This is a genomic window from Bacillus sp. LBA3-1-1.1, assembly GCF_040676495.1.
GTDB lineage: Bacteria > Bacillota > Bacilli > Bacillales > Bacillaceae_G > Bacillus_A > Bacillus_A nitratireducens.
Genome location: NZ_JBEGIB010000022.1, coordinates 1 through 13046, shown reverse-complemented (window position 1 = coordinate 13046; position 13046 = coordinate 1). Strand labels below are relative to the sequence as shown.

General features: G+C 36.7%; 14 protein-coding genes. 6 read left to right on the top strand and 8 right to left on the bottom strand.

Going from position 1 to position 13046, the window contains the following annotated elements; translation table 11 throughout:
• Nucleotides 1-2: 2 nt before the first annotated feature.
• Both MRBLBA3_RS17145 and pepF read left to right on the top strand, forming a co-directional pair.
• Nucleotides 3-1220, top strand: a complete 1218-nt coding sequence (locus MRBLBA3_RS17145; protein ID WP_363382532.1) for a competence protein CoiA — start codon at nucleotides 3-5, stop codon at nucleotides 1218-1220.
• A gap of 50 nt (nucleotides 1221-1270) precedes the next feature.
• Nucleotides 1271-3097 carry an oligoendopeptidase F gene (pepF, locus tag MRBLBA3_RS17140; RefSeq protein ID WP_000840533.1) on the top strand — a complete coding sequence of 609 codons (1827 nt, stop codon included), beginning with the start codon at nucleotides 1271-1273 and terminating at the stop codon, nucleotides 3095-3097.
• 146 nt (nucleotides 3098-3243) lie between these two features.
• Here the strand turns inward: pepF and MRBLBA3_RS17135 are convergent, their stop codons facing one another.
• The 4 genes from MRBLBA3_RS17135 to MRBLBA3_RS17120 all read right to left on the bottom strand — a co-directional run bounded on the left by MRBLBA3_RS17135 (nucleotide 3244) and on the right by MRBLBA3_RS17120 (nucleotide 5701).
• Nucleotides 3244-3417 (bottom strand): hypothetical protein, encoded by a 174-nt coding sequence (locus MRBLBA3_RS17135; RefSeq protein ID WP_000748141.1) that lies wholly within the window; start codon nucleotides 3415-3417, stop codon nucleotides 3244-3246.
• 229 nt (nucleotides 3418-3646) lie between these two features.
• Nucleotides 3647-4540 (bottom strand): ClpXP adapter SpxH family protein, encoded by an 894-nt coding sequence (locus MRBLBA3_RS17130; protein WP_000360668.1) that lies wholly within the window; start codon nucleotides 4538-4540, stop codon nucleotides 3647-3649.
• On the bottom strand, nucleotides 4540-4938 hold the full coding sequence (locus MRBLBA3_RS17125) for a hypothetical protein (RefSeq protein WP_000043388.1): 399 nt from the start codon (nucleotides 4936-4938) through the stop codon (nucleotides 4540-4542). Before MRBLBA3_RS17125 ends, MRBLBA3_RS17130 begins: the two co-directional genes overlap by 1 nt.
• Nucleotides 4939-5122: 184 nt before the next feature.
• Nucleotides 5123-5701 (bottom strand): CYTH domain-containing protein, encoded by a 579-nt coding sequence (locus MRBLBA3_RS17120; protein ID WP_000191128.1) that lies wholly within the window; start codon nucleotides 5699-5701, stop codon nucleotides 5123-5125.
• Between the two features lie 145 nt (nucleotides 5702-5846).
• On the opposite strand from MRBLBA3_RS17120, the gene MRBLBA3_RS17115 reads away from it, so the two are divergent.
• From MRBLBA3_RS17115 to MRBLBA3_RS17100, 4 genes are read left to right on the top strand one after another with little or no spacing between them, the layout of a single operon-like run.
• On the top strand, nucleotides 5847-6218 hold the full coding sequence (locus tag MRBLBA3_RS17115; RefSeq protein ID WP_044741201.1) for a hypothetical protein: 372 nt from the start codon (nucleotides 5847-5849) through the stop codon (nucleotides 6216-6218).
• Between the two features lie 30 nt (nucleotides 6219-6248).
• Nucleotides 6249-6887, top strand: a complete 639-nt coding sequence (locus tag MRBLBA3_RS17110; RefSeq protein WP_001081481.1) for a GTP pyrophosphokinase — start codon at nucleotides 6249-6251, stop codon at nucleotides 6885-6887.
• 18 nt (nucleotides 6888-6905) lie between these two features.
• A complete protein-coding gene (locus MRBLBA3_RS17105; RefSeq protein WP_000673196.1) occupies nucleotides 6906-7703 on the top strand; it encodes an NAD kinase in 798 nt (265 codons plus the stop codon).
• Between the two features lie 15 nt (nucleotides 7704-7718).
• On the top strand, nucleotides 7719-8612 hold the full coding sequence (locus tag MRBLBA3_RS17100) for an RluA family pseudouridine synthase (protein ID WP_363382526.1): 894 nt from the start codon (nucleotides 7719-7721) through the stop codon (nucleotides 8610-8612).
• Nucleotides 8613-8657: 45 nt separating this feature from the next.
• On the opposite strand, the gene MRBLBA3_RS17095 is transcribed toward MRBLBA3_RS17100, so the two are convergent.
• From MRBLBA3_RS17095 to MRBLBA3_RS17080, 4 genes are all read right to left on the bottom strand, one after another.
• Nucleotides 8658-10160, bottom strand: a complete 1503-nt coding sequence (locus MRBLBA3_RS17095; RefSeq protein ID WP_363382523.1) for a peptidase G2 autoproteolytic cleavage domain-containing protein — start codon at nucleotides 10158-10160, stop codon at nucleotides 8658-8660.
• Nucleotides 10161-10314: 154 nt separating this feature from the next.
• Nucleotides 10315-11055 (bottom strand): bis(5'-nucleosyl)-tetraphosphatase PrpE, encoded by a 741-nt coding sequence (gene prpE, locus MRBLBA3_RS17090; RefSeq protein WP_212089628.1) that lies wholly within the window; start codon nucleotides 11053-11055, stop codon nucleotides 10315-10317.
• 78 nt (nucleotides 11056-11133) lie between these two features.
• On the bottom strand, nucleotides 11134-12294 hold the full coding sequence (locus MRBLBA3_RS17085; protein WP_212089629.1) for an FtsW/RodA/SpoVE family cell cycle protein: 1161 nt from the start codon (nucleotides 12292-12294) through the stop codon (nucleotides 11134-11136).
• 255 nt (nucleotides 12295-12549) lie between these two features.
• A partial coding sequence (locus MRBLBA3_RS17080; RefSeq protein WP_414646013.1) for a BclA C-terminal domain-containing protein occupies nucleotides 12550-13046 on the bottom strand: 497 nt, incomplete at its 5' end.

The following is a 13046-nucleotide window of genomic DNA, read 5'->3' as shown; positions in this document are numbered from 1 at the left end:
TATTGCAGGGAGAGAAAATTCATCTATTATATAACCGGGATGAAGAGTGTTTACGCGATATGCGTAAACGAGAAAAATTCTTTTGCACAGCTTGCGGAAAGGAAGTGCAAATGAAGTTAGGGACACAAAAGAGTTGGCATTTTGCTCATAAGAAAGTAGATTCATGTCTTGCGTTTTATGAGGCAGAATCTATGTATCATATGCAAGGTAAAGAATTGTTATATAGATGGTTAAAACGTCAAGATTTCCATGTAGATATAGAGCATTATCTGCCGGTAATCCAGCAACGACCAGATATTTACGTAGAGAGAGCGGATAGAAAAATTGCGATTGAATATCAATGTGCAAATCTCTCCATAGAGCAGCTTTATAAGCGAACATATTCGTATTGGCAAGCTAGTATACAAGTCATCTGGATAATCGGTGGAAATCAGTTGAAAAAGCAATCCGCCCATTGGATGACATTTTCCTCTTTTATGGCTTTCGCCTTACAACCTTATCCTCAGCCATTTCTTATTTTCTTTTGCCCGAAACAAAAATCGTTTATGAAATGTGCGTTTATCACTCCGTTTTCTACAAATGTCTCTTTCTCACATATTATTTATTTACCAACCGATACGACTACTGTTGAAATGCTCTTTTCCCCCGTTCCTTTCCGGAAAGAGGTATTAGGACAAGAATGGAAGAGAAAAAAGAACTATTTTCGGCAAAACGCTTTACCTATCTGGAATTATAATCATAAGTCACTACTACGCCTCTTATATCAATATAAATGTACCCCAGCGAGTTTTCCTTCTGAAATCGGTGTTCCGCTTCCGTCCTCATTTGCTTTTCAAACAAATCCATTTATATGGCAAGCTTTCCTTTATATGAAGTGTATAGGTATGCTTAAGGTAGGGGAGTATATTTCCCTTCAGTACGCATGTAATTATGTAGCAAAATATACAAAGAGGCGTCTACTTCCGTATTTTGCACAACATATATGGAAGATAGCAGTTGCAGAGTATATGACATTTTTATGTTATATAGGTGTGTTAAATAAAGTAGGTACGAATAAGTATCGAAAAATAAGAGATGTTGTTTTGGTAAAAACAGAGGAGGAAATTATGAAATATGATGACATTTGCTTAGCGCATGCACTATCTCTATTTGAGACAAAGTACAACATGAGAGAGGGAAAAGAGGATATAATAAAGACTGATCGTGAAGGAATTACATAAGAAAAATCGAATTGTACTTAAGTAGAGATATTTAAAGGAGGGCTTAAAGAATGGCTGAACAAAACACAGTAAAATCATTACCAGATCGCAATGAGATTGAAGAAGCAAACACATGGCGATTAGAAGATATTTTCCAAACTGATGCAGAATGGGAAAAAGAATTCCAAGCTATTAAAGAGCTATTGCCAAAGTTAACTGAATTTAAAGGTAAGCTTGGTGACTCTGCAGACAATTTGCTTGAGGCATTGCAATATGAAGATGAAATTTCAATGCGATTAGGTAAGCTATATACATATGCACATATGCGTTACGATCAAGATACAACAAACTCTGTGTATCAAGCATTAAATGATCGCGCAACAAATTTATACTCACAAGTATCTAGTAGCACAGCTTATATCGTGCCTGAAATTTTAGCTATTTCAGAAGATACATTGCAAACATTCTTACAACAAAATCGAGAACTAAGTGTATATGAGCATGCATTAGAAGAAATTACACGTCAACGCCCGCATGTATTATCGGAAGCTGAAGAAGCGTTATTAGCAGAAGCATCTGAAGTGATGAGTGCATCAAGTAATACATTTGGTATGTTGAATAATGCAGATTTAAAATTCCCATCTATTAAAGGTGAAGATGGAGAAGAAGTAGAAATAACACATGGTCGTTATATTCAATTTTTAGAAAGTGATGATCGTCGTGTGCGCGAAGATGCATTCAAAGCTGTATATGAAACGTACGGAAAATATAAGAACACATTTGCAAGTACGTTAAGTGGGGCTGTGAAACGTAATAATTTCAATGCACGCGTTCGTAAATACGATTCTGCACGTCAAGCTGCATTAAGTAATAATAATATTCCTGAAGCGGTGTATGATCAACTTGTTGAATCGGTAAATGATAATTTACACTTACTACATCGCTACATTGATATTCGTAAGCGTGCCCTAGGTCTTGATGAGCTTCATATGTATGATTTATATACACCGCTTGTACCAGAAGTGAAAATGAATGTGAAGTATGAAGAAGCACAAGAAATGTTATTGAAATCTTTAAATGTACTTGGTGATGAATATGTTGAAATTTTAAAAGAAGCATATGAGAATCGCTGGGTAGATGTATATGAGAATAAAGGAAAACGAAGCGGAGCATATTCATCTGGTGCATACGGAACAAATCCGTATATTTTAATGAACTGGCATGATAATGTAAATAATTTATTTACACTTGCTCATGAGTTTGGTCATTCCGTGCATAGTTACTATACAAGGAAGACACAACCGCACGTATATGGTGATTATTCAATCTTCGTTGCAGAAGTAGCATCAACTTGTAATGAAGCACTTCTAAATGATTACTTATTGAAGACGACAGAAGATAAGAAAGAGCGTCTATATTTATTAAATCACTATTTAGAAGGATTCCGTGGTACTGTATTCCGTCAAACGATGTTTGCAGAGTTCGAGCATATTATTCATAAGAAAGTACAAGAAGGGCATGCTGTTACGCCGGACATGTTAACGGAAATCTACTATGATTTAAATAAGAAATATTTCGGTGACGCGTTAGTGATCGATGAAGAAATCGGTTTAGAGTGGTCTCGTATTCCGCACTTCTATTACAACTATTACGTATATCAATACGCAACAGGATTTAGTGCAGCGACAGCTCTATCAAAACAAATTTTAGAAGAGGGACAACCAGCAGTAGAACGTTACATTAACGAATTCTTAAAAGCAGGAAGTTCTGATTACCCAATTGAAGTGTTGAAAAAAGCAGGGGTAGATATGGCATCACCAGAACCTGTAAAAGAAGCATTACAAGTGTTTGAAGAGAAATTAAATGAATTAGAAGCGCTATTGTTTGAAGAGAAGTAATGAGAAAAGACGAGGGATTTTATCCTCGTCTTTTTTGTTTGGAACATTTGCTCAAAAGTAAATTATGTCGATATTTGTCGAATGATTAAGGTGATTTTCGGTGCTTTTTTTATATTTGAAGGAATTTTTACGGCTTATTTTTGTAATTAAAATCCTTTAAATCGTTTTCTATAGTTGAAATAAGAGACAGCGATGACGATAACTCCGAATAAAAGAGGGAAGGCAATAATTTTAGGAAAAGCTTGTAATAGAGAGAGGATATACAAGAAAAAAGAAACAATAACACATAGAAAGATAAGAAAAATATGAGACTTTTTCATAAGGAAACCTCCTAAATTGCTTTTTTTATAGCTTATTCAAGAATGAAAACGTTTAGAATGTGACAAAAGTGTGAAATTCGACAAAAGGGGTTGTCATCTGACGTCGAATCTTGTAATATAATAAGCGTGAACGAATTCACATACAAACATATACCCCTTTGTTTGAACGTGAAAATTTCTCCCATCCCCTTTAATATTTTTATAAGCCGTAAAGAAAAAGACCTGGTGTTTACACCAGGTCTTTTTCTTTTGCTATCCATTTCCAATAACGCTCGCACTTCACTTCAATCATTTGTACTTTTCGTTTTAGTTGTAATTTTTTTAGTTCGCGCTCTATTTCTTGCTGCGGGCAGTCATATATAAATGAGATTTCCTTTGAAGAAATAAATTGTGTTGCTTCTAGTAATACCTCTAAAGGAGGTAATGGATCTGGCTCAATCTCGCATTTTACAAGTTCTTTTAATAATTGTACGTATACATCATAGGAATAAATTCCTGCGATTTTAATACCTTCCTCATCTGAATTTGCATGGAAAAATAGGAGGGAAGGTATTTCTGTAATATGCATCTCATTTGTGAATTTCAGGTCGCATTGGAAAGCTTTTTTTGCGCTAACTGAGTGTAGGTCTTTTTTAAATTCCTCTACATCAATGCCGCTATCTTTTGCACATGTAAGCAATAGTTCACCATCTGGGTTTGATACATTTTTAAGAAGAATGTATTCCTGGAGTTTTCGCAAAAACTTCGAACCTGCTTTTCGGCCTTGCAACTCCGCCGCTTTAATTGCCATCGAAACTAGATACGGCGTTGACGATGCCTCTTGCATATGTACTTTTCCATCACATGAAAAACCTTGTAAACTTGTTGTCTTTTCCCACACAAATCGAATATTAGCAGGTTTATTCCATTTGTGTGAGGAAGCGTTTGTCCCGTCCACTTTTCCAGTTACTATATGACGAATAGAGAAGTATTTCCCATATTCAAGCCATAGTTTAATAATAAATGGCTCGATATCCCAGCAATCTTTACAAAGTGGATCAATAAATAAATATGCTTCTACAGACTTATGCTCGCATGTGGAAGGAGAAGGCATATTCATATGCTTTGCTTCCTGCTTATCCATTACACTTCACCTGTTTCATTTGGAGTATTGACCATATGTTGAGCAGTTAATGCTAAACGTTCAAAAACAAACTCTCTTATATGACCGTGCACTCCTGTATCATCCATTGCTTGCTCCATACATGATAGCCAAGCTTCTGCGCGTTTTGGAGTAATCTCAAACGGAAGATGGCGTGCTCTTAGCATAGGATGCCCATGTTCTTCAGTGTATAAATTAGGACCACCTAAATATTGTGTTAAAAATTGTTTCTGCTTCCTAGCGGTTTCTGTTAAATCATCCGGGAAGATCGGAGATAAGTCAGGGTGTTCACTGACATAGGAATAAAATGTATCCACTAATGTTGCAATGCATTGTTCACCGCCAATTGCTTCAAATGGTGTCATCGGTTGCTTGCTCATCCTTTATAAACTCCTTTTTCCATGAAATGTATATCTATTGTAGCAATGGAATGTTATGAAGAGCAACTAAACAGCCTTCATAACATTCTTTGCTTATTTTATGTGTTGCTAATAAATCTTTACTTTCCAAAAAGGTGAAACATAACCACCAGTAAATCACTTCTCCACTGATGGAAATTTCACTTTAGCGCTCTTTGTTTTGTTTGGCAAGGAAAAAGCGTTTTACTTTGTTATTTGTATGACGAACTGGTACGTTATGTTGCTTTAGTAAACTCATAAATGCGGCTTTACCAGCTTCCTCATCTTGTACTTCATATTCGATTTCATAATCATCGTGATTGTAATAGAAACTATGATCAAAGACAAGTGTTCCGCCTTCAAATAATGTTTCAGCTCTTTCTGTTGTTAAACTTCCCATATAAGTTAAAGAGGAAACTGGAATTTGTAGTTTCTGAAGTTGATCCATTACAATGCCTTGAATGATTACGTTTGTTTCCATCATAAGTTTTGCTTCTTTTTCAGTTATAGATTGATGAGTTTCTAATAAACCAATTTCAGCAGGTTGTTTTAATGTGAATGTATAAGTTCCATCTTTATGACGAATACGAAGTGCAGAGCCCGTATTTTTCAAAGAAAATTGAGGTGTTTCAAAGTAATGATTTACTTGTTTTGTGAATTCTTCAATAGAAAATGATGTGCATAATCTTTGGAATTCTTCCTCTGTAACCATGTTTTTAAATTCAATTTCAATTTCTTGTGTCATTGTATGCGCTCCTTTTGAAAAATAATTCTTTACACATTATCGCTTTTTCGCAAATTTGGTTCAATGTTTTATTTGTTTGCGTCCATGTTATGATACAATAATACTGTTAAGTAAGACAGGAAAGTTGAGATGGAGGAGTTCGAGCATGCAAAATAAAATTCAAGTTAAGAGCGTAGAAACGAGAGAGAATGCGCTTATTTTTTGTGCGGAAAATACTGAAATAGAGGTAAAGGAGCTAAGTGCGCGTAATCACGTACTTGTAGACTCAGACAATTTATCATTTTTATATATCTTAGAAAACGAATCATCTTTCATTTATGTAAGTATTCCGCATACATGCTGGGAAGTAATGCATGAAGCGATGAATAAAGATACTGCGATGTTTATTCACGTGAATGATGTTGAAATAGAATTAGAAGGATTAAAAGAAGAAGTAGAATATTTAGTTGAAAATATTGAAGGTAATGCAAATTACGGAGAAGAACTAGTAACTGCTGTAGAAAAAGTGTTTCTATAAGCAAATGGATTGATTTTGGTGGTGGTTGAAATGAATCGTAATTGGGAAGAATTTTTAGCACCTTATCACCAAGCGGTGGCGGAGCTGAAAGTGAAACTAAAAGGAATGCGTACTCAATTTGCAATGTTAACGGAGCATTCTCCAATTGAGTTTGTAACAGGAAGGGTAAAGTCGGTTGCAAGTATTATTGATAAAGCGGAGAAGAGAAATGTACCGCTAGACCGGCTCAGAGAAGATATGCAGGACATCGCGGGCCTTCGAATGATGTGTCAATTTGTTGATGAGATTAAGCCTGTTGTAGAATATCTTCGAAAACGAAATGATTTTGAAATTGTGGAAGAACGTGATTATGTAACGCAAAAGAAAGATAGCGGCTATCGCTCTTACCACGTTGTCATTAGTTATCCTGTTCAAACGATACAGGGAGAAAAAAAAGTGTTAGTGGAAATTCAAATTCGCACGTTAGCGATGAATTTTTGGGCAACGATTGAGCATTCTTTAAATTACAAATATAGTGGACGTTTTCCTGAAGATATTAAAATACGCTTACAACGTGCAGCGGAAGCGGCATTTTTATTAGATGAAGAAATGTCTTCCATTCGTCTTGAAATTCAAGAAGCGCAAAAGGTCTTTTCACGAAAGCAGGAAACGAAAGATTCTGAATCATAAACTAAAGGGTGTTGGGCGATGAAATTTACAATTATGTCAAAGGGCGATCAATCATCAGATACATTAGCAAGTACGATGAAAGAATACTTGTTAGATTTTGGTTTTACTATGGATGAAAAGGAACCTGATATTGTAATTTCTGTTGGGGGAGATGGAACGCTTTTATATGCGTTTCATCGTTACTATAATCGATTAGATGAAACCGCATTTGTTGGTGTACATACAGGGCATTTAGGTTTCTATGCAGATTGGTTACCGACGGAAGTAGAGAAGTTAGTGATTGCGATTGCTAAAACACCGTTCCAAGTAGTTGAATACCCACTTTTAGAGGTGATTATTCGCTATGTGAATGGTAGTAAAGAGTCACAGTATTTGGCGATGAATGAAGCGACTGTAAAAAGTGCAGAAGGAACATTAGTAACAGAAGTGGAAATACGCGGAGAGTATTTTGAAACGTTCCGTGGAGATGGTCTTTGTATTTCTACTCCTTCAGGAAGTACTGCGTATAATAAGGCACTTGGCGGAGCGATTATTCACCCTTCTATTGAAGCGATTCAAATTGCAGAAATGGCATCAATTAACAATCGTGTATTTCGTACGGTAGGTTCCCCGCTCGTACTGCCGAAACATCATACATGCGTTTTGAAGCCGGCTGCAGGAATGAACTTGCAAATTACGGTGGATCATTTGACGATGGTTCATCAAGATGTGAAATCAATTCAGTATCGCGTTGCAAACGAGAAAGTACGATTTGTTCGTTTCCGTCCGTTCCCGTTCTGGAAACGTGTCCGTGACTCGTTTGTTGCAGATAAATAGAGAGGGTTTATATATTTGAACAGATTTACATTGAAATGGGATATAAAGCTTGCAGATGAGGGGACTTTAGTTAGAGAGTTTTTGAAAACGAAAGGAATTTCGAAAGCTGCTTTAACCGATATAAAGTTTCACGGCGGAGCTATTGAAGTAAACGGTCAACATGCGAGTGTTCGCCACAAGTTACAAGCCGGTGAAGAGTTACAAGTCTTCTTTCCATTCGAGGAAAGAAGTGAAGGGATGGAAGTAGAAGATATTCCTTTAAATATTGTATATGAAGATGACGCAGTGCTTGTTGTAAATAAAGAAGCATATATGTCGACAATTCCGTCTAGGGAGCATCCGTCAGGAAGTGTTGCAAATGCTCTGTTATATCATTATGATAAACAGAACCTTGCAAGTACAGTGCACATTGTAACGAGACTCGATCGTGATACTTCAGGACTTATGTTAATTGCAAAAAATCGATTCGTTCACAACCTTTTATCAAAGCAGCATCAACAAAAAGGAGTGAAACGAACGTATGAGGCGCTCGTTCATGGGATGATCCTAGAAGAGATAGGGACGATTGACGCACCGATCGGACGAAAAGCGGATAGTATTATTGAGCGAACTGTCTGTGAAGATGGTCAAAGAGCTGTTACTCATTTTAGAGTGATGGAAAGTTCTTCTAATAAGACGCATGTAGCACTTGAGCTTGAAACAGGAAGAACGCATCAAATTCGTGTACATATGGCGCATATAGGACATCCGCTACTCGGGGATGATTTATACGGCGGTCGAAGAGATGTGATGAAACGCCAAGCGCTTCATAGTACGTCTTTGACGTTTTATCACCCTATTTTAGAAAAGGAAATGATTTTTACCGTATGTATCCCAGATGACATGAAATCCGCTTTACATAACAATTAAAAGGGAACAAAATTCTTACTGAACGAAGAATTTTGTTCCCTTTTTTTAGCGGAATAATATTAAAATTTGATTTTTACCAGTACGTTTAATAACGAAAAAGCCACTTTCAGCTTTTGTAGCAATGCCGTCATCATTTGGAAGACAGTATCCGTGTGTTTCACAAGTACCGTCATCACGTACTAACATTTGTCCAATTAGTCCGACAGGAAGCCACTCAGTACGGTCTCTTCTTGATATATATTTACAAGCTGGATCCCATTCTGTATTTAAAAGAGGTTGTGTGTCTTGCGTGTCCGTACGCGCATATTGACGTTTTCCAAAGCTATCTGTTTTATAGCGTTTTTGCCAACTTAAAGAACCGCTATTTCCTATGAGAGCAGGAGTAGCACTAGATATTCCTAATATGAATAAATCATTTGAAGTAGCTTTTCGAATTTTTTCTTCGCTACTAAATGTAACGAAATAACCGACATCAATAGAATTATGATCTGCTGTCTCAAACATTTGTGCAAAATCCGTTCCACTTGCATTGTAAGAAGCACCATCGATATACATTTCTCCATTGTGAGCAAGCCATTTTGCACCGATATTATGGTCGGTTTCATTTGTACCATTTGCAATAAACCAAGAATAAGATTCTTCTGCCGTACCGAAGCGCCCCATAATATGGCTGCCTGCAAAATGAGCTGTTGATGTATGCATACCTTCCGCATGAGAAGAGAATCCGTTAGCGATAGTTGCGGTTCCTTCTGCATGTGCTGCTTCACCTAAAGCAATTGTATGTTTTCCTTCCGCATGAGAATAAGAGCCGCCTGCTGTCGTTTCACTTCCTTCACTATGCGAACTATGTCCAGTTGCTTTTGTTTTTGATCCTTCTGCATGAGAAAAGGCACCCTCTGTATGAGTAAGAAATCCTTCTGCATGTGAGGCTATCCCGTAAGCTGTAGAGTGAAGGCCCTCCTTATATGCGTATCTGGCTACTCTTTCATTCTCAGCAGGAGTAGGTGAAAGGATAGGGGTTTGAGTGATAGTAGAATCCTCTTTTTTTATGCCATTGGTTAAAGTTAATCCCTCTTTTATTTTTGTTGCTTGCTGTATAATATTGGAGGGAATTTCAGCTTGGATGTTTTCTTTAATTGCTTTAGGAATTTCAGTTTGGACCTTTTCTTTAATTGTTTTAGGAATTTCAGCTTGGACTTTTTCTTTAATTGCTTTAGGAATTTCAGCCTGGATTTTTTCTTTAGTCGCTGTAGGAATTTCTTTGTTTATATTCTCTTGTAAACTCTTTGACTCAAGTATAGGCTCGTTGTTATGAGAAAGGCGTTTCTTTTTTTGTAGTGCCTTTATTTCTCTTTTATCTATAATTTGTCTCATAACAGCATTTTCTAAAGAAATATATGTTCCTCTCGTTTTGCCTGTTTTTATTTCCTCTCGTTCTTCTATCTCTTCAATAGCCGCAGCTCGTATGCAACACCAGTTGTTAATTCCATACACGGGATTATATAAAGGAGAGAAATTTCTTTTTTGTTTAGATCGTTTTTTCTTCATTCCGTCACCTCCTGCGACAGTATATGCCGCATAGTAAAAAAAAGATGCCCTTCATAGCATCTTTTTTTACTGTATTACCGATTTTTAAAGAGGAATTCGCCTAGAAATCATCCTTTATACGTACTGGGAATGAATTGTACAAAGGTAAATGTAATTATGAAATTGGGCGAAACTTCTCAGTGACAAAAGGTAGGGAAGAAGGGACCGAAATGGTCTCCATTTCAGGATAACGAAGTCCAGTTAGTTTGCCGCCGAATACAGCACCGGTATCAATATTGATTGTATGATTCACAAAGCGAGGCTCGTTGACAGGGGTATGTCCATATATAATCCATGTTTCCCCCTTATATTCTTTCGCCCAATCTCGGCGTACAGGTGAGCCGTCAGGATGCTTTTCTCCTGTAATATCACCATATAATACAAATGTTTGAACTTTTTTATCATTTCTTCCTATGTAATCCTGACGAATGCCAGCATGGCATACGATTAATTTTTTATTATCTAGTATGTGATACAGTGGGGACAGCTCGTAAAGCGTAATGAACTTTTCTTTTATGATTTGTTGTTTATTAGAAGGTAATGCTTCATATTCGGCAACAGTTGTTTCGAGCCCATGGGCGATTGAAACATTACGCCCAAGGAAAAAACGATACAGTTTATTACAGTGATTCCCAGGCGCATAATAAGCTTCTTTTCTATTTATTACGAGCTCCCATACAATTTCAATCATACGTAATGAATGAGGGCCGCGGTCTGTAATATCACCAACGAATGCCAGCTTTCGTTTGGCGTTATGTATAGGGAGACCACTAGCCCAGTTGTATCCTAGTTTCGTTGTTAAATCTTGAAACTCTTGGAAGCATCCGTGAATATCACCTATAATGTCATATTTCATATGTAAACCTCCAGTTCATTTTTTCATTAGTATATCTAAAATGAATATAGAAAAAACCATACCGTTTTCCGATATGGTTCATTTAAACATAAAGATTTGCGTTCTTGAACGTACGTTTAAAATAAATCCAATAGCAATCATGTATGTGAGTAGTGAACTCCCGCCATAGCTCATAAGAGGTAATGTTATTCCTGTAATAGGGAGTAAACCGATTGTCATCCCGATATTTTGGAATACTTGGAAGGTGAACATTCCGATTGTACCAGCGCAAATATAACTACCGAAAGGTTCATTACTTTCTAAAGCGATATGGATCATTCGGTAAATGAGTAAGAAAAAAAGTGAAATAATAACACTTGCTCCTAAAAAACCGAATTGTTCAGCGATATTTGTAAAAATAAAATCTGTATGTGGCTCTGGAAAATATACTTGTCCATTTTCCCATCCTTTTCCTTGCATTTCTCCTGATCCAGTAGCTAAGAATGCCTGTCTTAATTGGTATCCTTGTGCGTCATACTCGTAAGGGGATAGCCAGCCATAGAAGCGGTTTAATTGATACTCTTTTAGAATATACTCTTTAAAGAACTCTGTATGAGTGAAATAAATATATATTAAGGTAGAGCCTATGACAAAAATGACAGAGGCTAATCCGAGGATAAGGCGCCAACGTATACCAGAAACTAAAATCATTGCTGCAAGCATCGCTGATATTACCATAGTGTTTCCTAAATCAGGTTCTTTTGCGATTAAAAGTAGTGGGGGTAAACTAGCTGCGAATATTTTTCCAAGTAAAATAAAATCTTCACGGGTTGTCCGGAAAAAGTACTTTTCATTATGATTTGCTATAATTCGTCCAATGATGATAATTAAAAATAATTTCATAATTTCAGAAGGTTGAAAATTTCCGATACCTGGGAGTCTATACCATGCGGTAGCACCTTTAATCGTAACGGCACCCGGAACTTGAAGTTCTAGACCAATAAGAAGTATGAGAGCAAAGCTATATAAATACCAAGCAATTTGTTTATATCGATCGAAATCGATAATCATAATAACACCAATGGCCGTAAATCCAATAACATACCATTGGATTTGTTTGAATACAAAATTTATGTTTTGTAAAAATGGTGGTAAAGAAGCTTGTGCACTTGCAATAGCAAAGCAACTAACAGTCCCAATGGCAAATAAAATAAAGATTAGTGTGTAGTCTATTTGATATTGAGAATTCTTATCTTTCAAGGTATGTATTCCTTTCTATCGCCTAGTAAGTGTGATGATGACGTGATTGCAAAAAATAATATGCAAGTAGACTGTTCATACATTTATTCCACTATTTATGGAAAGTCATACATAATAGGAAGGAATATCTCTTTTGTAATTATATTCAAGTTATAGGGAAGATGTACATCCGTATTTAGAATGAGGGAGGTTGGGATGTTACCTATAAAATTCCTTAGCAGTAAAACTGGTCCAGTTTTACTGCTAAGGAAATAATTACGCAATTTTTTCAATAACAATTGATGCCCCCGTACCAACAGCTAGTGATAATACCGCCTCTATACCAATTACTTCAACTGATACTGGAGCTGTTGTAATTTGTGTAATCGCTTGGATAACGATAGGTGTTCCAAGTGAAACTAAGTTTCTTCCAGCACCTGGTACTGTTACGCCATTCACTTGAATTTCAATGCCACCCAGTAAACCTGATGTTGCAGTATATGCGATAACAGTAATTTTATATAATCCATTTTGGTGTATGGTGAAAGTATCGCTATCTAATTGAGTAATCGCTGTACCGAGCTGTGACTCAACGGTATTAAATGGTACAGGCGTGTTAATCTCAATGTTGATGCTACTCGCAGCGGAGTTAAATGCGTACAATCCTGCTGGAAGTCCTAATCCAGATGGCCCAGTAGCACCAGTCGGTCCGGTATCGCCAGTCGGTCCGGTATCGCCAGTCGGTCCGGTATCGCCAGTCGGTCCGGTATCGC